The following is a 17,212-nucleotide window of genomic DNA, read 5'->3' as shown; positions in this document are numbered from 1 at the left end:
TGTTGTGAAATACGTCGGCGAGGATCGGGAGGCTCCCATGGGTGCCCCTCAGGAGGAACTCGCGACCGGTGAGCGCTCGACGCGCAACCGGATCGCGCGATCCATCCTGGACCACGGTCCGTCGACCGTCGCCGAGTTGGCCGGGCGACTGGGCCTGACCCACGCGGCCGTACGGCGTCACCTTGACGCGCTGGTCGCCGATGACGTCGTACAACCGCGAGAGCAGCGGATCTACGGGGCGCGTACCCGTGGCCGGCCCGCCAAGGCCTTCGCGCTCACCGACTGCGGACGTGACGCCTTCGACCAGTCCTACGACAAGCTCGCCGCCGACGCGCTGCGCTGGATCGCGGCACGCGAGGGCGGCGACGAGGCGGTGCTCGCCTTCGCGCGGGCCCGGTTCGCCGAGCAGGCTGAGAGCTATCGCGAGGCGATCGAGGCCGCAGGCCCCGAGAAGCGCGCCGAAGCCCTGGCCAAGGCCCTGAGCGCGGACGGGTACGCTGCTACGGCGCGCAGCGCACCGGTCGGAGAGCAGCTCTGCCAGCACCACTGTCCGGTGGGCCATGTCGCGGAAAAGTTCCCGCAGCTCTGCGAGGCGGAGACGGAGATCTTCTCCCAGCTGCTCGGCACGCATGTCCAGCGGCTCGCGACCATCGCCCACGGCGACGGTGTGTGCACGACGTTCATCCCGAAGGCCTCACACGCCTCTGCTTCACCCGCCCCACAGTTGTCCACCACCACCCATAAAGCATCTGCACGTACCGCCGGGAGGAACCCAGCATGACGCTCCCCATCGAGGAGACTGCCCACCCCGAGCTGGAGGGTCTGGGCACGTACGAATACGGCTGGGCCGACTCCGACGCGGCCGGTGCCGCTGCCAAGCGCGGCATCAACGAGGACGTCGTCCGCGACATCTCCTCGAAGAAGTCCGAGCCCGAGTGGATGACCAAGCTCCGCCTCAAGGGCCTGCGCCTCTTCGAGAAGAAGCCCATGCCGAACTGGGGCTCGGACCTGTCGGGCATCGACTTCGACAACATCAAGTACTTCGTGCGCTCCACGGAGAAGCAGGCGGAGTCCTGGGAGGACCTGCCCGAGGACATCAAGAACACCTACGACAAGCTCGGCATCCCGGAGGCGGAGAAGCAGCGCCTGGTCGCCGGTGTCGCCGCGCAGTACGAGTCGGAGGTCGTCTACCACCAGATCCGTGAGGACCTGGAGGAGCAGGGCGTCATCTTCCTCGACACCGACACCGCGCTGAAGCAGCACCCGGAGCTCTTCAAGGAGTACTTCGGGACCGTCATCCCGGTCGGCGACAACAAGTTCGCGTCGCTGAACAGTGCTGTGTGGTCGGGCGGCTCGTTCATCTACGTGCCCAAGGGCGTGCAGGTCGAGATCCCGCTCCAGGCCTACTTCCGTATCAACACGGAGAACATGGGCCAGTTCGAGCGGACCCTGATCATCGTCGACGAGGGTGCCTACGTGCACTACGTCGAGGGCTGTACGGCGCCGATCTACAAGTCGGACTCCCTGCACAGCGCGGTCGTCGAGATCATCGTCAAGAAGAACGCCCGCTGCCGTTACACGACCATCCAGAACTGGTCGAACAACGTCTACAACCTGGTCACCAAGCGCGCCGTCGCCTACGAGGGCGCGACCATGGAGTGGATCGACGGCAACATCGGCTCCAAGGTGACGATGAAGTACCCGGCCGTCTACCTCATGGGCGAGCACGCCAAGGGTGAGACCCTGTCGATTGCCTTCGCGGGCGAGGGGCAGCACCAGGACGCCGGCTCCAAGATGGTCCACATGGCGCCGAACACCTCCTCCAACATCGTCTCGAAGTCCGTGGCGCGCGGTGGCGGCCGTACGTCCTACCGCGGTCTCGTCGAGATCGGCGAGGGCGCCCACGGCTCCAAGTCCAACGTGCTGTGCGACGCGCTGCTGGTGGACACCATCTCCCGCTCCGACACGTACCCGTACGTCGACGTCCGCGAGGACGACGTGTCCATGGGCCACGAGGCGACCGTCTCCAAGGTCTCCGACGACCAGCTCTTCTACCTGATGAGCCGTGGTCTGTCCGAGTTCGAGGCGATGGCGATGATCGTGCGCGGCTTCGTCGAGCCGATCGCCAAGGAACTGCCCATGGAGTACGCGCTCGAACTCAACCGGCTGATCGAGCTGCAGATGGAGGGCTCGGTCGGCTGACGGCCGACTGTCCTCCCCATCAAGCCACTTACGCAGGAAAGAGAGCAGACCGACAGCCATGGCTGAGGTTCAGAACATCCCGGTGGGCAGCACCACCGCCGGCTCGATCGCGGTTGCGGCCGCGGCCGAGTCGACCGTCGCCACGCGCATGAGCGCGCCCCCTTCCTTCGACGTGGCGGACTTCCCCGTCCCCCACGGCCGCGAGGAGGAGTGGCGGTTCACCCCGCTGGACCGGCTGCGCGGGCTGCACGACGGCACCGCGGTCGCCACCGGCGCCGGAGTGAAGGTGGACGTCCAGGCACCCGAGGGCGTCACCGTCGAGGCCGTCGGCCGTGACGACGCGCGCCTCGGCCGGGCCGGCACCCCCGTGGACCGCGTCGCCGCCCAGGCGTACTCCTCCTTCGAGGTGGCCGGTGTGATCACCGTCCCCAAGGAGGCGGTCCTCGCCGAGCCGATCCGCGTCGCCGTGCACGGCGAGGGCGGTGTGGCCTACGGCCACCAGGTCATCGAGCTGGGGGCCTTCGCCGAAGCCGTCGTGATCATCGACCACACCGGTGACGCCGTGCTCGCCGCCAACGTCGAGTACGTCCTGGGGGACGGCGCCAAGCTCACCGTCGTCTCCGTCCAGGACTGGGACGACCAGGCCGTGCACGTCGCCCAGCACAACGCGCTGATCGGCCGCGACGCCACCTTCAAGTCCTTCGTGGTCACCTTCGGCGGCGACCTCGTACGCCTCCACCCGCGCGTCGCCTACGCCGGCCCCGGTGGCGAGGCCGAGCTGTTCGGCCTGTACTTCACGGACGCCGGCCAGCACCAGGAGCACCGCCTCCTCGTCGACCACAACACCCCGCACTGCAAGTCGAACGCCGTCTACAAGGGCGCGCTCCAGGGCCAGGACGCCCACGCGGTGTGGATCGGTGACGTGCTCATCGAGGCCAAGGCCGAGGGCACCGACACCTACGAGATGAACCGCAACCTGGTACTCACGGACGGGGCCCGCGTGGACTCCGTACCGAACCTGGAGATCGAGACCGGTGAGATCGTCGGCGCCGGGCACGCCAGCGCGACCGGGCGGTTCGACGACGAGCAGCTGTTCTACCTGATGGCCCGCGGCATCCCGGCCGACGAGGCCCGCCGGCTGGTCGTGCGCGGCTTCTTCGCCGAACTGGTCCAGCAGATCGGCGTCGACGACATCCAGCAGCGCCTTCTCACGAAGATCGACGAGGAGCTGGAGGCGTCGGTCTGATGTCCACCACCTTTGTGCGGGCCTGCGGGTTGAGCGAGCTGGACGAGGACACCCCGAAGCGGGTGGAACTCGACGGCACGCCGGTCTCGGTCGTCCGTACCGAGGGCGAGGTGTTCGCGATCCACGACATCTGCTCGCACGCGAACGTCTCGCTCTCCGAGGGCGAGGTGGAGGACTGTCAGATCGAGTGCTGGCTGCACGGCTCCAGCTTCGACCTCCGCACCGGCAAGCCGTCCGGCCTTCCCGCGACGCGCCCCGTCCCCGTATACCCCGTAAAGATCGAAGGGGACGATGTGCTCGTCTCCCTCACCCAGGAGTCCTGAGGAACCCATGGCAACGCTTGAAATCCACGACCTGCACGTCACCGTCGAGGCCGACAACGCCACGAAGGAGATCCTCAAGGGCGTCGACCTCACCGTGAAGCAGGGCGAGACCCACGCCATCATGGGCCCCAACGGCTCCGGCAAGTCGACCCTCGCCTACTCGCTCGCGGGTCACCCGAAGTACACGATCACCGGCGGTACCGTCACCCTCGACGGCGAGGACGTCCTGGAGATGTCCGTCGACGAGCGCGCCCGCGCGGGCCTGTTCCTGGCGATGCAGTACCCGGTCGAGATCCCCGGTGTCTCCGTCTCCAACTTCCTTCGTACGTCCGCCACGGCCATCCGCGGTGAGGCGCCCAAGCTCCGCACCTGGGTGAAGGAGGTCAAGGAGACCATGCAGCGCCTCCACATGGACCCCGCCTTCGCCGAGCGCAACGTCAACGAGGGCTTCTCCGGCGGTGAGAAGAAGCGCCACGAGATCCTCCAGCTGGAGCTGCTCAAGCCGAAGATCGCGATCCTCGACGAGACGGACTCCGGTCTGGACGTCGACGCGCTGCGGATCGTCTCCGAGGGCGTCAACCGCGTCCGCGAGACCGGTGAGGTCGGCACCCTGCTGATCACCCACTACACGCGCATCCTGCGCTACATCAAGCCCGACTTCGTCCACGTCTTCTCCGACGGCCGGATCGCCGAGTCCGGCGGCGCCGAACTCGCCGACAAGCTGGAGAACGAGGGCTACGAGGCTTACACCACGAAGGGTGGCGTATCCGCGTGACACAGCTGCCGGGCCTCCTCACGGATACATCTCAACTACTCGACGAGGCGATCCGTAAGGACTTCCCGATCCTCGATCGGGTGATCCACGACGGCAAGAAGCTCGTGTACCTGGACAACGCGGCGACCTCCCAGACGCCCCGCCAGGTCATCGACACTCTCTCCGAGTACTACGAGCAGCACAACGCCAATGTGCACCGTGGCATCCATGTGCTCGCGGAGGAGGCCACGGCGCTGTACGAGGGTGCGCGCGACAAGGTCGCCGCGTTCATCAACGCGCCCAGCCGCGACGAGGTGATCTTCACCAAGAACGCCTCCGAGTCGCTCAACCTCGTGGCCAACATGCTCGGCTGGGCCGACGAGCCCTACCGGGTCGATCACGAGACCGAGATCGTCATCACGGAGATGGAGCACCACTCCAACATCGTGCCGTGGCAGCTGCTCGCGCAGCGCACGGGCGCGAAGCTGAAGTGGTTCGGCCTCACGGACGACGGCCGGCTCGACCTCTCGAACATAGACGAGGTCATCACGGAGAAGACGAAGATCGTCTCCTTCGTGCTGGTCTCCAACATCCTGGGCACGGTCAACCCGGTCGAGAAGATCGTGCGCCGCGCGCAGGAGGTCGGGGCCCTGGTCCTGATCGACGCCTCGCAGGCCGCGCCGCACATGCCGCTGGACGTACAGGCCCTCCAGGCCGACTTCGTGGCCTTCACCGGCCACAAGATGTGCGGCCCGACGGGCATCGGCGTGCTGTGGGGCCGCCAGGAACTCCTGGAGGACCTGCCGCCCTTCCTCGGCGGCGGCGAGATGATCGAGACCGTGTCGATGCACTCGTCGACGTACGCTCCCGCCCCGCACAAGTTCGAGGCGGGCACCCCGCCGATCGCCCAGGCGGTAGGCCTGGGAGCGGCGATCGACTACCTCTCGGCGATCGGCATGGACAAGATCCTCGCCCACGAGCACGCGCTCACCGAGTACGCGGTGAAGCGGCTCGGCGAGGTCCCCGACCTGCGGATCATCGGCCCGACCACGGCCGAGGACCGGGGCGCGGCGATCTCCTTCACGCTCGGCGACATCCACCCGCACGACGTGGGCCAGGTCCTCGACGAGCAGGGCATCGCCGTCCGGGTCGGCCACCACTGCGCCCGCCCGGTCTGCCTGCGCTACGGAATTCCCGCGACCACGCGAGCGTCGTTCTATCTGTACTCCACGCCGGCCGAGATCGATGCTTTGATCGACGGCTTGGAGCACGTACGGAACTTCTTCGGCTGAGGAGCCGGCTGAGATGCGAGGGCGGTTGGTGTGAAGCTGGATTCGATGTACCAGGAAGTCATCCTGGACCACTACAAGCACCCGCACGGCCGGGGCTTGCGGGACGGCGATGCCGAGGTGCACCACGTCAACCCGACGTGCGGCGACGAGATCACCCTGCGCGTGAAGTACGACGGCACGACGATCAGTGACGTCTCGTACGAGGGCCAGGGCTGCTCGATCAGCCAGGCCTCGGCCTCCGTACTGAACGAGCTGCTGGTCGGCAAGGAACTGTCCGAGGCGCAGAAGATCCAGGAGACCTTCCTGGAGCTGATGCAGTCCAAGGGCAAGGTCGAGCCGGACGACGAGATGGAGGAGGTGCTGGAGGACGCGGTCGCGTTCGCCGGTGTCTCCAAGTACCCGGCCCGGGTGAAGTGCGCGCTGCTCAGCTGGATGGCGTGGAAGGACGCGACGGCCCAGGCCCTGGGCTCGGACGCCGCCGAAAGGAAGACGGCATGAGCGAGACCATTGAGATGAAGCCGGCCTCGGAGGACGAGGTCCGCGAGGCGCTGTACGACGTCGTCGACCCCGAACTGGGCATCGACGTCGTCAACCTCGGCCTGATCTACGGCATCCACATCGACGACGCGAACATCGCGACGATCGACATGACCCTGACGTCCGCGGCCTGCCCGCTCACGGACGTCATCGAGGACCAGGCCAAGTCCGCCACGGACGGCATCGTCAACGAACTCCGCATCAACTGGGTGTGGATGCCGCCGTGGGGCCCGGACAAGATCACGGACGACGGCCGGGACCAGCTTCGGGCGTTGGGGTTCAACGTCTGACCGGATACCGACAGCCCGTGAAGGGCCCCGGCCGAGTGGCCGGGGCCCTTCATTGTCATCGGCGGCGCTTCACCGCATCGGCAAATTCCCGGAAGGCCGCAACACGCTGGCCTCCCCGCAGTCCCCGCAGGGTGGCGAGGTGGCCCACGAGAAGGGCGAGGGTGATGGCCAACGGGACGCCTGCAAGAAGCAGAAACTCGTGGGTGAAGGGCATGGGCCAGGACCTTTCTGTGGCGGGACGATGGGTACCGCAATCGCTCACACCACAGAACCCGGCCGCCCATGCCTACCGCTACCGAGCACATATCGCTGAAGAACGATCTCCCAGGTCAGGCCATGTGGGCGGGTTTTCCCGGCGGGAAGACCATTCAGTCCCGGAACCCTCGCTCCGGGTCACGTGGGCTGTCCCCGTAGAAGGGCTTGAACCAATCCTCGGCTTCGAGGTTGGCGATGCCCATGAACTGGTTGACGTGATCGTCGGAGTCCTCGATGCCTTGAGACCAGGGCTCGTAGAGGAAGAGCACGTCCGTGTCCTCGAGCAGTACATCGAGGCACAGTCCCCAGTCCCAGTCGTCGTGGTGCGGCGGTAGCCCTTCCACGAACGAGGCGACCAGCTCAGGGGAGTCCACCACCATGCTTGATGCCTGCTCGATGGCCAGGTGTACTGCCATCTCCTCGCCCGTGCAGGTGGGCTGCGGCCATTTTCCCGCCCTGATGTCCTCGGCCAAGTCATCGAAGCAGCGCACCATTTGACGACGCCACTGGGCGTCCTGCCGCCACGTCAGCACCGGCAATTCGCTGAAAACGAACGCGTAGCCGTCACCGAGGTCGACGGGGCGGTCACCGATCTCCCTGCGAGCCATGCTCGCCATGTCGGACAAGATGTCGAGGGCGGCCTCCAGGACACGCAAGGTGCGAGCCGACGGACCGTACTCCCGATCGTCGTCCCAGTCGTCTTCGTCATCCGCCTTGGGTGGTGCCGCTGGCGGGGTCAGTTCATCCGGAGTCGGGCGTCGGTCCACGCCCGGGTAGTTGTAGTACGACTGCGACACCTCGTCGCCGGCTTTTGCCGCTCGCCTGTACCACGCCGTCGCAGTCTCCCTGTCCTGCTTCCGGAAGTGCAGGTTGCCCATGAGCCGGAGGGACAGGATGTCGCCTGCATCAATGGCGCGCTGAAGCCACTGGACCGCTTCTCCAGTGTCACTCCGTTCGTAGAGCAGACCCAGTGTGCGGAGGGTGTCCACGTCCTCCGCGTCCGCCAACGGCTGGAGGGCGCGCCGACCTATGTCCATGCGGTCGTTGGCATGGGCGGCCAGGGCGATGCTGAACCGCTGGTGCTTCTGGGATCCACGATCGAGGGCGACCTCCCAGATCTCCTCGGGGATCAGGTCCGATGACGGCCCTTGATCTCGCAGATGTGCATCGAGCAGGTAGTCGAACGGCCTCAGCCCATCACCCTCGGGGATCAACAAGCGAGTCACCGCGTCCCGCGGACTTGTAGCCCAGGAGAGTGCGGCGTCAAAGGGTTCGGGGGCGATCAGCTGCTTGTTGCGGCCCGGTATGTACCGCTCGTGCAGATCTCTGAGCAGGTCGGCCGGCTGCGGTTCGGTGAGGCCTGCCAGGGCCAGGTCGATCGCGGTCCACACCAGAGCGGCGCCGCGAGGATTGCCGTTGACGACTGAGGCGCCGCGCAGCTCCCGCCACAGCTGAGGTCCAGTGGCCAGTGTCTCCGCGATGCCGAAGTCTTCGGCCTGGTCGAGAGCCAGGCGCAGCCGCTCATCACGGTGGGACCGCAACCGCTCCCGGGCGCGTCCGAGCTCCTGCGGCGACCACAGCCGCTCCACCTCGAACTCCTCAGCCAGCCGCACCAACTCGTGGGAAGGCAGGTCTTCGCGGATACGGGAACGCATGGTGCCGAGTACTACGGTCCGAGCCACGCGCAGGGCCCGTATGTCGCCGAGTGTCAGGCCCTGCGGGCCGAGGTATTGCTCCATGTCGTTGAGCCAGAGGACGCATGGGCTTCCGGACCGGCCCGATCGGACGGCTTCGGTGATGGCGTCCGGCAGATCCGTGACGTGCGGTGGCACAACGAGCATGTGGTCCGGCAACACCTTGGTCATCGCCTCATAGGCGCAGCGGGTCTTGCCCGATGTGGAGGCCCCGACAAGGAGAACGACACCTCCGTCGTTCCTGATCCGGGACAACGTTTTGCGTACCGCGGGATCGATGTCGCGGGGGATGTAGGCGGGGACAGCAGTGCCGTCTCCCAGCGTGCGCGCTCGGTGCACCTTTAGTTCGAGCGGGTCGGCGTCCCGCACCGGAAACACCGCGACTCGCGACGGAGCGACAACGGGGTCGCTCTGGGCAAGTGTGTACAGCCGCTCCCAGAAGCGCCGATCGAATTTTCCTCGTGGCAGTGATGCTGCCTGCTCCAGTGCTACGAGAAATGACTCCAGAACCGACCAGGATGACGGGAGCCGCTCCCCGTTCTTCCACGCGCTGATCGCCGATGTGCTCACACTCGGACGGCTTTTTCCCTGCGAGGCATGGGCGATTCTCTTCAGAGTGGGCTTCGTGCCACCCTCCCGCACTGCCTCGGCCATGACTGTCCGAACCGCGTGGGCGAATTCCACTCGGGCAGCCGTTCCATCTGCTGATCGGGTCATGGTGCGATGGTGCCGGACGACACTGACAGTGCGGGGGGCATGGCTCAGGACAGGGCGGCGACCACCTTGAACGCCGAGTCCGCCGCGTACCCGCTGGAGTACTCGAAGCGGTCGAGGCGGATCTGGAAGTTCTTGTGCCGGAGGAAGTAGCCCTGGTAGTTGACCGACTCCAGCATCGCCGCGCCGGAGACGGACGAGCCGCGGGCGCAGAACGTGGCGTCCTTCTTGAAGAGGGACGAGCCGTCGTTGCGCTCGGCGCGCAGGACGAAGTTGCGGTGGCGCAGGTATGAGCCGGAGGCCGTGGCGAAGGAGTAGCAGTCGGCGTTCGCCAGGCCCTTGACCACCTTGAAGGTGGAGTCCCTGCGGGATTCCGAGCCGCGGACCGAGTCGAGCTTCACGAGGCCGTCGTCCACGTGCCAGTAGCGGCTGGGGTAGTTGGCCGACTGGACGGATCTCCAGAGGGAGGCCGGCTGCACGGGAGCGGCCGAGGACTTGCTGGGGGAGGGGGAGGCGGCCGGCTTCTCGGGGGCCGCCGAGGCCGGAGCGGACGCGGAGCCCTCGGCGTTCGGGGCGGGGGCGGCGGGCGCGGGGGCCGTGGCGGCCGGCGTGGTCGGCTGGGCCGACGACAGGCCGCTCTTCCCGCTCGGCGGTGCGGCTCCGGTCGCCGACGGGGAGGCGTAGGTGAGGAGACCGGGGTACGTGGAGCCCGGCGACGGCAGCGGGGCCTTCGCCACGGGCGTCGGCTCCACGGACTGCCGCTCCGTGACGATGATCGCGGTCACACAGGCGGCCACGACCGACAGGGCCAGGGTGCCCGCCATCCAGAGCCGCCGCGTCCCGGGCACACGTGAGGTGTCCGGGGCCCAGCCGTTCTCCCACGGTTGAGTTGGGATGAGCCGGGGCTTTTCTTCTGTCATGCGCTGTTCCTCCGGCGTCGCCTGTGGCGAACGTGTGAACGAGTAGTTGAAACAGTAATGGACGCGAGGCTAGGGGACTGTCCATTGCTGTGAGAAGGGTTGTTTCCTCAATGAGACCGGGGGGTGGGGGAGTTGGTGGTCGGTGCGGGTGGGGTGGGGCGGTTGAGGGTGGGTTTGGGCGGTGCTGTGTACGGGCGTACATATCGATGCGTACACTCGTACACATGGGATATCTGCTGCTGGTCGGAGCCATCGCCGCCGAGGTGGGCGCCACGACCGCCATGAAGTACAGCGACGGCTTCAGCCGGCTGTGGCCGTCCGTGCTGACCGGTCTGGGGTACGCCGTCGCGTTCGTGCTGCTCGCGCAGACGCTGAAGACCGTGTCGGTGGGGACGGCTTACGCGATCTGGTCCGGGATAGGGACCGCTGCCGTCGCGACGATCGGCGCGGTGTTCCTGGGGGAGGGGATGGGCGTGGCGAAGGTCGCCGGGATCGTGCTCATCATCGGCGGGGTCGTCGTGCTGAACATGGGCGGTGCGCACTGATGGGGCGGCGGTACGACCCCGAGCGGCGGCAGCGGATCATCGACGCGGCGATTCGGGTGGTGGGGAAGAAGGGGATTGCGGGGCTCAGTCATCGGTCGGTCGCGGCCGAGGCGGATGTGCCGCTGGGGTCGACGACGTATCACTTCAGCACGCTGGACGAGCTGCTCGTCGCCGCGCTTCGGCAGGCGAACGAGGGGTTCGCGAAGGTGGTCGCCGCGAGGGGTGGGCTGCGGGACGGGACGGGGGATCTGGCAGGGGAGCTTGCCGGGTTGTTGGGGGAGTGGCTGGGTGGGGATCGGGCGGGGGTGGAGCTGGAGTGCGAGTTGTATCTGGCGGCGGTTCGGCGGCCGGCGTTGCGGCCTGTTGCGGCTGAGTGGGTGGAGGGGGTGGGGGAGTTGTTGGTGGGGCGGACGGATGCGGTGACCGCGCGGGCGTTGGTGGCGGTGATGGACGGGATGTGTCTGCAGGTGTTGCTTACGGGGCGGGAGTATGAGGAGGAGTTTGCTCGGGAGGTGTTCGGGCGGGTGTTGCGGGGGTGAGGTGGGGTGTTTTCTCGCCCCCGCCGCCCCTACCCGTCCCATCCCGTTCCTGAGGGCTGCGCCCCCAGACCCCCGCGTGTCGGCCTGAACGGCCTCGTCCTCAATCGCCGGACGGGCTGGGGGTGCCTGGGGCGGGTGGGCAAGGCGGAGGTGGGTGGGTGGGACGGTCGCGCTGAACGCGCTCGTCCTCAAACGCCGGACGGGCTGGGGGTGCCAGGCGGGCTGGACGGTGTCAGCCGGGCTGGATGGTGTGACCGGTCCTTGAGATCTGGTCCGTGCTGGTTCGCTCGGGTGGGGCCCCTCAAGTTAGGTTTTGTCTATGACCGATACGACTGCTTCTCGTACCACCGGCGCCGTGGCCGCCGGGCTTGCCACCGTCGCCGCTGACGGGACTGTTCTCGACACCTGGTTCCCCGCCCCCGTGCTGTCCGCCGAGCCCGGTCCCGCCGGTACCGAGCGGCTGTCCGTCGAGCGGGCCGTCGAGGCGCTCGGCGAGGGTGCGGCCAAAGCGGTCGGCCCTGACGCTCGCCGGGGTGTCGAAGTGGTCGCGGTTCGTACGGTCATCGCCTCCCTCGACGACAAGCCGCTCGACACGCACGACGTCTACCTCCGCCTCCACCTGCTCTCGCACCGGCTCGTACAGCCGCACGGGCAGAGCCTGGACGGCATCTTCGCCCACCTCGCCAACGTCGCCTGGACCTCGCTCGGCCCGGTCGCCGTGGACGACATCGAGAAGGTGCGGCTCAACGCCCGCGCCGAGGGCCTGCACCTCCAGGTGACGTCCGTCGACAAGTTCCCCCGGATGACCGACTACGTGGCCCCCAAGGGCGTCCGTATCGCCGACGCCGACCGGGTGCGCCTCGGCGCGCACCTCGCCGAGGGCACGACCGTCATGCACGAGGGCTTCGTCAACTTCAACGCGGGCACCCTCGGTACGTCGATGGTCGAGGGCCGTATCTCGGCCGGTGTCGTGGTCGGCGACGGTTCCGACATCGGCGGCGGTGCCTCGACGATGGGCACGCTGTCCGGCGGCGGCCAGGTCCGTATCACGATCGGCGAGCGCTGCCTGGTCGGCGCCGAGGCCGGCGTGGGGATCGCGCTCGGCGACGAGTGCGTGGTCGAGGCCGGGCTGTACGTCACCGCCGGCACCCTCGTCACCATGCCCGACGGCCAGATCGTCAAGGCCCGCGAACTCTCCGGCGCCTCCAACATCCTGTTCCGCCGCAACTCCGTCACCGGCAAGGTCGAGGCCCGCCCGAACAACGCGGTCTGGGGCGGTCTGAACGAGGTTCTCCACAGCCACAACTGACGTACCCCGTACGGGTTCGTACGGCAACCCCCCAAGATCACGTACGGGTTACTCCGCGTGACCTCGTCCGGCTTCAGGCAGATGAACGGGTGGACACAGTGTCCGACGATCAGATGCCGAATGTCGAAGCAGGACGAGGGGCGGAGCTCATGACGAACGAGCGGGCCAGGATCACCGCGCGCTGGCTGACGGGGGCGGCCACCGCGGCCGTGGTCTGCGGGCTCTCCGCAGGGACGGCGTGCGCGGACGAGTACAACACGAACTCGCACAACGGTCCCAAGATCGGGCTCGTCAACGTCGGTCAGATCGACGACCCGATGGAGGACGTGCTGGAGCACTTCCTCCTGTTGGGTGACGGGTATCGCTGGGATTGATTGAGCCGTGGCTTTTTTTGGGGGGGAGGGGCGAGGTCCGGTTCGGACCTCGCCCCTCCCCCCGTCACCGGGCTTTACGCGGTCAACTCCTCGTACGCCGCCAGTAGTTCGTCCTTCGTCCGCTCGTCCGCCGGGCGCAGTGGTGGCCTTACCGGGCCCGAGGGCAGGCCCAGCCGGCCCAGCAGTGCCTTCGTCGTCACCGCTCCCGGCAGGTCCTTCGCCATCATCAACTCGGTGAGGGGGAGGGCTCGTTGCTGTAGGCGGGCCGCCTCGGCCGTCTCTGCCGCGTCGAACCTGTCGATGATCGACCGGAAGTGGCGGGGGGCCGCATTCGCCACCGTGCTGATGTATCCGGCGCCGCCCAGCGCGTACAGCGCCAGTACGTACTCGTCGCAGCCCGTGTAGTACGCCAAGTCGGTCCGGGTCAGCACCTTCTGAGTGTCCATCAGGTCGTACGCGCAGTCCTTCACCGCGACGATCCTCGGGTGTTCGGCCAGGCGGATCATCGTCTCCGGCTCGATGCGTACGCCGGTGCGGCCCGGGATGTCGTACAGCGTGAGGGGGAGGGCGGTGGCGTCCGCCAGTTCTCGGAAGTGGGCCTCGATCGCGTCCTGCGGGGGTCGGCTGTAGTAGGGCGCCACCGCCAACAGGCCGTCCGCGCCCGCCTTTTCGGCCGCCCGGGCCAGTTCGACGGAGTGGCGGGTGTCGGCTGTTCCCACTCCCGCCACGATCGACGCCCGCGCACCGACCGCCTCCCGCACCGCCCGTACCAGCGCCGACTTCTCCGCGTCCGTCGTGGTCGGGGACTCGCCCGTCGTGCCGGAGAGCACCAGGCCGTCGCAGCCCCCGGCCACCAGCCGGTCGGCGAGCCGCTGGGCGCCGTCGAGGTCCAGGGCGCCCTCGGCGGTGAAAGGGGTGACCATCGCGCACAGGGCACGGCCGAAGGGCGTCGGTGTCCGTGTTGATGTCGGTGTCGGTGGTGTCTTCATGCGAGTAGTCTCGACGGGTTGTTGGTGAAGCTCTACTTAATTTTTTTGCCTTGTATTGGTAAGCAGTGCTACGGCGAAGGTGGAGGCACTAGTGCCAAATCGGGCTCCCATGAGTCACCATGGCCGGAACGGCCACCGAACAGCAGTCATGGGAGGCGTCATGAAGCTCGGCAAGGCACTCGCCACCGGTGTCGCGGAGGAGCAGGTTCCCGTCCAGGACGAAGAACTCCAACTGCCTGACGAAGTGCAGGAGTTGGCAGCCTCCGTCGAAGAGGCTCCGGTCGCCCGATGAGGCTGCGGCTCCCCGAGGAACGTCCGGCGGAGCCGCCGACCGGATACAAGATCGCCCACCCGGTGCTGTCCCAGGACGGCACCCGGGCCGGGTTCACCGGGGTGTCGCTGGGCGGCGCGCTGCCGTACGGAGTCCTCGCCGACGCGTCCTGCGTCTACGGGCTGCGGCACCGTGCGCCGAATCGCCGCTGCGACTGCGGGTTCCACTGTGTGCACGACCGGGCAACGGCCGAAGGGCTGCTGTGCACCGGCGAGCACCGGGCGGCCGTCCTGCTCGACGTCACCGTCCTCGGTGCCTACATCCGCTTCGAACTCGGCTTCCGGTACGCCCGTCAGCGGGTGCGCGTCGCGACCGTCGGGCCCTGTGTCTGCGGTGCGGCCGCCGTCGCGTTCGCCGACGCCGGCTGGGGCAGGCCGGGTTGGCTCGGCCTGGCCGCCGTGTGCGCGGGCTGCGTGCGAGGGCGTACGTCCGTGTCGCTCGCCGGGTTCGCCCGGCTGGCCGGGGACGGACTGCGGGTCGTGGCGGGGGGCGGTGGTCGTGGGGTGGCAGGCGCCGGCGGTCAACTGGGCTCCGCCGAGGGGCTCGGGGTGCCCGAACTCGTCGCCGAGGCCGCGCTGTTGCAGGCCCGGCTCGACTGGTTCCAGAGTCGGTTGGCGGGGCTGGAGGAAGGGGGGTCCGGCAACGGGCCCAAGGGATAGGGGAGTTGGTCGCGGCCTCTGGTAGGGCTTGACCTCAATCCTGGTCGAGGTCGGAGGCTGGTCGGCGTACACACGTTGCCGATCACACGGAGGCCGTCATGGCCCGTCGTACCCACACGCACCCCGATCTCACCCGCCCGGACGCCCTGGCGCCCTTCTTCAGCACCTGGCGGGTCGGTACGCCCGAGCGGCAGCGGGAGACCGTCGAGGCCATCGCCGCGACCTGGGAGCGCCGGGCCTGGCCCGCCGAGGGAGGGCTCGGCTACTTCGTCTACGCCGGGCATGACGGGACCACCCTTCTCCATCACTCCCAGTGGGCCCGCGAGCAGGACTACGAGGCCTTCGTCAAGACGCAGCGGCAGGAGCGCGTCGACGAGATCGACATCGCTGTGCCGGGGATCGAGCGGGTCGCCCTCGATCGGTACCGGCGGTACCGGAGCCGGGAGCGGGCCGTCGGTGACACGCGCGTGCCCGGGCTCGTCCTGGTCGGCCGGATCGACTTCGTGGAGGAAACCGCCGAACGCCGGCGCGAGTTTGTCGACCTGGTGCTCGACGCCCTCGCCGACCCGCCGGAGAGCGACCGCGGGCTGATCTCCGCGCACTTCCACCTCAGCCAGGACGGGACCCACGTCCTGAACTACGCCGAGTGGGAGAGCGCGGAGTCCTACGACGAGGCCATCGCCTCGTCGGGAGCGGGCCTCGGCTCGGCGGAGCCGAAGTGGGAGCGCGTACGGACGTACCCCGCGGTGAAGTCCTTCACGGGCAGTCGGTACTCGTACGCCCTCGGCCTCGTCCCTGAGTGATCCGGGCCTCGCACCCGTCTCTCACCGAAGACTTTTCTCCCCTGGACAAAAAAAGTGTTCGGTGAGACGGTGGAGCCATGTTGGACGTCACCGTGATCGAGGACCCGGCCGCCGCCGCCGTCTCGCTGGACCCCATACGGGGCCGGCTGCTCGCCGAGCTGGCCGCCGGGCCCGCGTCGGCCGCCATGCTGGCCGGCAAGGTCGGGCTGCCCCGGCAGAAGGTGAACTACCACCTCAAGGCGCTGGAGCGGCACGGACTGGTCGAGCTGGCCGGGGAGCGCCGCAAGGGCAATGTCACCGAGCGGCTGATGCGGGCGACCGCCGCGTCGTACGTCATCTCGCCGCTCGCCCTCGCCGCCGTACAGCCCGATCCCGACCGTTTCCGGGACCAGCTCTCCGCGCGCTGGCTGCTGGCGGTCGGGGCGCGGCTGGTGAGGGACGTCGGGGCGCTGATCACCGGCGCGACGAAGGCCCGCAAGGGGCTCGCCACGTACGCGCTGGACGGCGAGGTGCGCTTCGCCTCGGCGGGTGAACGGGCCGCGTTCGTCGAGGAGTTGACGGCGGGAGTCGCCGCGCTGGTGCGCAAGTACGACTCCCCGGAGGCCGAGGGCGGCCGTGACCACCGGATCGTCGTGGCCGTCCATCCCACGCTCAAGCAGACCGAGTTGGAATGAGTCAGGAGTTCGTCATGTCCGAGAAAGTGTCCAAAGAGTTCGAGATCGTCCGGGAGTTCGAGGTCGACGCCAGCCCGGAGCAGGTGTGGGAGGCGATCACCACCGGGACCGGCGGGTATCTGTGGCCGATGGAGCCGCCGGAGCCACGGGTCGGCGGCAAGGGGCCCTTCGGGTCGACGGTCACCGCCTGGGAGCCTCCGCACCGCTACACCAACCGCGTCGAGGACGTCGAGGGCATCGCCGAACAGACCGCCAACCAGCTCGACTACACCGTCGAGCCGCGCGACGAGGGCCGGCGGGCCTGGGTGCGGTACGTGCACAGCGGGATCTTCGTCGACGACTGGGACAACCAGTACGACGGTGCCGCCAAGCACACCGACTTCTATCTGCACACCCTGCGCGAGTACCTCGTCCACTTCGCGCCGCGGCCTGCCGCCTTCGCCACCTTCGACGGGCCCGAGGGCTCGAAGGCGCCCGACGCGCTGGCCGTTGTGGGGCGGGCGCTCGGTCTCGGGGAGGGCGTGGCCGCCGGTGAGCGGGTGACCGTCCAGGGGCCCGACGTGTTCGAGGCCGTGGTCGACTTCCGGGACCCGTACTTCATCGGGCTGCGGACGGACCGGGGGCTCACCCGTATCTTCGGGCGCAACCACTGGGGTTACCCCGTCGGCATCTCGCTGCACGACTTCACGCCGGACAGCGACATCAAGGAGTGCGAGGCCGAGTGGCAGGCCTGGCTGAACGGTGTGTTCAACCAGGCCTGAA

The 17,212-nt window shown here is 68.2% G+C and carries 21 protein-coding genes; 17 read left to right on the top strand and 4 right to left on the bottom strand.

The features are described from left to right. The first annotated feature begins 4 nt into the window (after nucleotides 1-4). From ACWCRB_RS29725 to ACWCRB_RS29690, 8 genes are read left to right on the top strand one after another with little or no spacing between them, the layout of a single operon-like run. On the top strand, nucleotides 5-781 hold the full coding sequence (locus ACWCRB_RS29725) for a helix-turn-helix transcriptional regulator (protein WP_450998972.1): 777 nt from the start codon (nucleotides 5-7) through the stop codon (nucleotides 779-781). Further along, complete coding sequence (gene sufB, locus ACWCRB_RS29720; protein WP_450998971.1) at nucleotides 778-2,202, top strand: Fe-S cluster assembly protein SufB; 1,425 nt, start codon at nucleotides 778-780, stop codon at nucleotides 2,200-2,202. The genes ACWCRB_RS29725 and sufB overlap by 4 nt, the downstream gene beginning before the upstream one ends. Nucleotides 2,203-2,260: 58 nt before the next feature. Further along, nucleotides 2,261-3,448 carry a Fe-S cluster assembly protein SufD gene (sufD, locus tag ACWCRB_RS29715; protein WP_450998970.1) on the top strand — a complete coding sequence of 396 codons (1,188 nt, stop codon included), beginning with the start codon at nucleotides 2,261-2,263 and terminating at the stop codon, nucleotides 3,446-3,448. Next, on the top strand, nucleotides 3,448-3,771 hold the full coding sequence (locus ACWCRB_RS29710) for a non-heme iron oxygenase ferredoxin subunit (RefSeq protein ID WP_105975095.1): 324 nt from the start codon (nucleotides 3,448-3,450) through the stop codon (nucleotides 3,769-3,771). The genes sufD and ACWCRB_RS29710 overlap by 1 nt, the downstream gene beginning before the upstream one ends. Before the next feature lie 7 nt (nucleotides 3,772-3,778). Then, the gene (gene sufC / locus ACWCRB_RS29705) at nucleotides 3,779-4,546 is read left to right on the top strand and encodes a Fe-S cluster assembly ATPase SufC (protein ID WP_450410251.1); all 768 of its coding nucleotides are present in this window, start codon (nucleotides 3,779-3,781) and stop codon (nucleotides 4,544-4,546) included. Next, the gene (locus ACWCRB_RS29700; RefSeq protein ID WP_450998969.1) at nucleotides 4,543-5,817 is read left to right on the top strand and encodes a cysteine desulfurase; all 1,275 of its coding nucleotides are present in this window, start codon (nucleotides 4,543-4,545) and stop codon (nucleotides 5,815-5,817) included. Before sufC ends, ACWCRB_RS29700 begins: the two co-directional genes overlap by 4 nt. 30 nt (nucleotides 5,818-5,847) lie before the next feature. Continuing rightward, entirely contained in the window at nucleotides 5,848-6,315 is a 468-nt protein-coding gene (sufU, locus tag ACWCRB_RS29695; RefSeq protein WP_450998968.1) for a Fe-S cluster assembly sulfur transfer protein SufU, read from the top strand. Beyond that, entirely contained in the window at nucleotides 6,312-6,644 is a 333-nt protein-coding gene (locus ACWCRB_RS29690; protein WP_053741509.1) for a metal-sulfur cluster assembly factor, read from the top strand. The genes sufU and ACWCRB_RS29690 overlap by 4 nt, the downstream gene beginning before the upstream one ends. A 55-nt stretch (nucleotides 6,645-6,699) precedes the next feature. Here ACWCRB_RS29690 and ACWCRB_RS29685 read toward each other — a convergent pair whose 3' ends face one another. The 3 genes from ACWCRB_RS29685 to ACWCRB_RS29675 all read right to left on the bottom strand — a co-directional run bounded on the left by ACWCRB_RS29685 (nucleotide 6,700) and on the right by ACWCRB_RS29675 (nucleotide 10,227). Continuing rightward, nucleotides 6,700-6,858 carry a hypothetical protein gene (locus ACWCRB_RS29685; protein WP_450998967.1) on the bottom strand — a complete coding sequence of 53 codons (159 nt, stop codon included), beginning with the start codon at nucleotides 6,856-6,858 and terminating at the stop codon, nucleotides 6,700-6,702. 154 nt (nucleotides 6,859-7,012) lie between these two features. Continuing rightward, on the bottom strand, nucleotides 7,013-9,310 hold the full coding sequence (locus ACWCRB_RS29680) for a tetratricopeptide repeat protein (RefSeq protein WP_450998966.1): 2,298 nt from the start codon (nucleotides 9,308-9,310) through the stop codon (nucleotides 7,013-7,015). A gap of 44 nt (nucleotides 9,311-9,354) precedes the next feature. Beyond that, nucleotides 9,355-10,227: an AbfB domain-containing protein gene (locus ACWCRB_RS29675; RefSeq protein WP_450998965.1), complete on the bottom strand. Its 873-nt coding sequence runs from the start codon at nucleotides 10,225-10,227 to the stop codon at nucleotides 9,355-9,357. A 224-nt stretch (nucleotides 10,228-10,451) separates the two neighbouring features. Here ACWCRB_RS29675 and ACWCRB_RS29670 point away from each other — a divergent pair, with 224 nt between their 5' ends. The 4 genes from ACWCRB_RS29670 to ACWCRB_RS29655 all read left to right on the top strand — a co-directional run bounded on the left by ACWCRB_RS29670 (nucleotide 10,452) and on the right by ACWCRB_RS29655 (nucleotide 12,994). Continuing rightward, nucleotides 10,452-10,772, top strand: a complete 321-nt coding sequence (locus ACWCRB_RS29670; RefSeq protein WP_450998964.1) for a DMT family transporter — start codon at nucleotides 10,452-10,454, stop codon at nucleotides 10,770-10,772. After that, nucleotides 10,772-11,311 (top strand): TetR/AcrR family transcriptional regulator, encoded by a 540-nt coding sequence (locus ACWCRB_RS29665; RefSeq protein ID WP_450998963.1) that lies wholly within the window; start codon nucleotides 10,772-10,774, stop codon nucleotides 11,309-11,311. Before ACWCRB_RS29670 ends, ACWCRB_RS29665 begins: the two co-directional genes overlap by 1 nt. 319 nt (nucleotides 11,312-11,630) lie before the next feature. Continuing rightward, the gene (gene dapD / locus ACWCRB_RS29660) at nucleotides 11,631-12,620 is read left to right on the top strand and encodes a 2,3,4,5-tetrahydropyridine-2,6-dicarboxylate N-succinyltransferase (RefSeq protein ID WP_369037299.1); all 990 of its coding nucleotides are present in this window, start codon (nucleotides 11,631-11,633) and stop codon (nucleotides 12,618-12,620) included. A 149-nt stretch (nucleotides 12,621-12,769) separates the two neighbouring features. Next, nucleotides 12,770-12,994 (top strand): hypothetical protein, encoded by a 225-nt coding sequence (locus ACWCRB_RS29655; protein WP_450998962.1) that lies wholly within the window; start codon nucleotides 12,770-12,772, stop codon nucleotides 12,992-12,994. 74 nt (nucleotides 12,995-13,068) lie between these two features. On the opposite strand, the gene dapA is transcribed toward ACWCRB_RS29655, so the two are convergent. Next, the gene (dapA, locus tag ACWCRB_RS29650; RefSeq protein WP_450998961.1) at nucleotides 13,069-13,983 is read right to left on the bottom strand and encodes a 4-hydroxy-tetrahydrodipicolinate synthase; all 915 of its coding nucleotides are present in this window, start codon (nucleotides 13,981-13,983) and stop codon (nucleotides 13,069-13,071) included. A 160-nt stretch (nucleotides 13,984-14,143) separates the two neighbouring features. Here dapA and ACWCRB_RS29645 point away from each other — a divergent pair, with 160 nt between their 5' ends. From ACWCRB_RS29645 to ACWCRB_RS29625, 5 genes are all read left to right on the top strand, one after another. Beyond that, entirely contained in the window at nucleotides 14,144-14,275 is a 132-nt protein-coding gene (locus ACWCRB_RS29645; RefSeq protein ID WP_369037296.1) for a hypothetical protein, read from the top strand. Beyond that, nucleotides 14,272-14,973: a hypothetical protein gene (locus ACWCRB_RS29640; protein WP_450998960.1), complete on the top strand. Its 702-nt coding sequence runs from the start codon at nucleotides 14,272-14,274 to the stop codon at nucleotides 14,971-14,973. The genes ACWCRB_RS29645 and ACWCRB_RS29640 overlap by 4 nt, the downstream gene beginning before the upstream one ends. Nucleotides 14,974-15,071: 98 nt before the next feature. Then, the gene (locus ACWCRB_RS29635) at nucleotides 15,072-15,776 is read left to right on the top strand and encodes an antibiotic biosynthesis monooxygenase (protein WP_450998959.1); all 705 of its coding nucleotides are present in this window, start codon (nucleotides 15,072-15,074) and stop codon (nucleotides 15,774-15,776) included. A 77-nt stretch (nucleotides 15,777-15,853) separates the two neighbouring features. After that, on the top strand, nucleotides 15,854-16,450 hold the full coding sequence (locus tag ACWCRB_RS29630; protein ID WP_450998958.1) for an ArsR/SmtB family transcription factor: 597 nt from the start codon (nucleotides 15,854-15,856) through the stop codon (nucleotides 16,448-16,450). A gap of 26 nt (nucleotides 16,451-16,476) precedes the next feature. Next, nucleotides 16,477-17,211 (top strand): SRPBCC family protein, encoded by a 735-nt coding sequence (locus ACWCRB_RS29625; protein WP_450998986.1) that lies wholly within the window; start codon nucleotides 16,477-16,479, stop codon nucleotides 17,209-17,211. Nucleotide 17,212: the final 1 nt, after the last annotated feature.

It is taken from the genome of Streptomyces sp. NPDC002156 (assembly GCF_053593675.1).
This window is presented reverse-complemented; position numbering and strand designations above follow the sequence as displayed.

Excerpts from the sequence above, each read along its gene's own strand:
- sufB (WP_450998971.1), top strand. The coding sequence starts at position 778 with ATGACGCTCCCCATCGAGGAGACTGCCCACCCCGAGCTGGAGGGTCTG.
- sufD (WP_450998970.1), top strand. The coding sequence starts at position 2,261 with ATGGCTGAGGTTCAGAACATCCCGGTGGGCAGCACCACCGCCGGCTCG.
- ACWCRB_RS29710 (WP_105975095.1), top strand. The coding sequence starts at position 3,448 with ATGTCCACCACCTTTGTGCGGGCCTGCGGGTTGAGCGAGCTGGACGAG.
- sufC (WP_450410251.1), top strand. The coding sequence starts at position 3,779 with ATGGCAACGCTTGAAATCCACGACCTGCACGTCACCGTCGAGGCCGAC.
- ACWCRB_RS29690 (WP_053741509.1), top strand. The coding sequence starts at position 6,312 with ATGAGCGAGACCATTGAGATGAAGCCGGCCTCGGAGGACGAGGTCCGC.
- ACWCRB_RS29685 (WP_450998967.1), bottom strand. The coding sequence starts at position 6,858 with ATGCCCTTCACCCACGAGTTTCTGCTTCTTGCAGGCGTCCCGTTGGCC.
- ACWCRB_RS29680 (WP_450998966.1), bottom strand. The coding sequence starts at position 9,310 with ATGACCCGATCAGCAGATGGAACGGCTGCCCGAGTGGAATTCGCCCAC.
- ACWCRB_RS29675 (WP_450998965.1), bottom strand. The coding sequence starts at position 10,227 with ATGACAGAAGAAAAGCCCCGGCTCATCCCAACTCAACCGTGGGAGAAC.
- ACWCRB_RS29670 (WP_450998964.1), top strand. The coding sequence starts at position 10,452 with ATGGGATATCTGCTGCTGGTCGGAGCCATCGCCGCCGAGGTGGGCGCC.
- ACWCRB_RS29665 (WP_450998963.1), top strand. The coding sequence starts at position 10,772 with ATGGGGCGGCGGTACGACCCCGAGCGGCGGCAGCGGATCATCGACGCG.
- dapD (WP_369037299.1), top strand. The coding sequence starts at position 11,631 with ATGACCGATACGACTGCTTCTCGTACCACCGGCGCCGTGGCCGCCGGG.
- ACWCRB_RS29655 (WP_450998962.1), top strand. The coding sequence starts at position 12,770 with ATGACGAACGAGCGGGCCAGGATCACCGCGCGCTGGCTGACGGGGGCG.
- dapA (WP_450998961.1), bottom strand. The coding sequence starts at position 13,983 with ATGAAGACACCACCGACACCGACATCAACACGGACACCGACGCCCTTC.
- ACWCRB_RS29645 (WP_369037296.1), top strand. The coding sequence starts at position 14,144 with ATGAAGCTCGGCAAGGCACTCGCCACCGGTGTCGCGGAGGAGCAGGTT.
- ACWCRB_RS29640 (WP_450998960.1), top strand. The coding sequence starts at position 14,272 with ATGAGGCTGCGGCTCCCCGAGGAACGTCCGGCGGAGCCGCCGACCGGA.
- ACWCRB_RS29635 (WP_450998959.1), top strand. The coding sequence starts at position 15,072 with ATGGCCCGTCGTACCCACACGCACCCCGATCTCACCCGCCCGGACGCC.
- ACWCRB_RS29630 (WP_450998958.1), top strand. The coding sequence starts at position 15,854 with ATGTTGGACGTCACCGTGATCGAGGACCCGGCCGCCGCCGCCGTCTCG.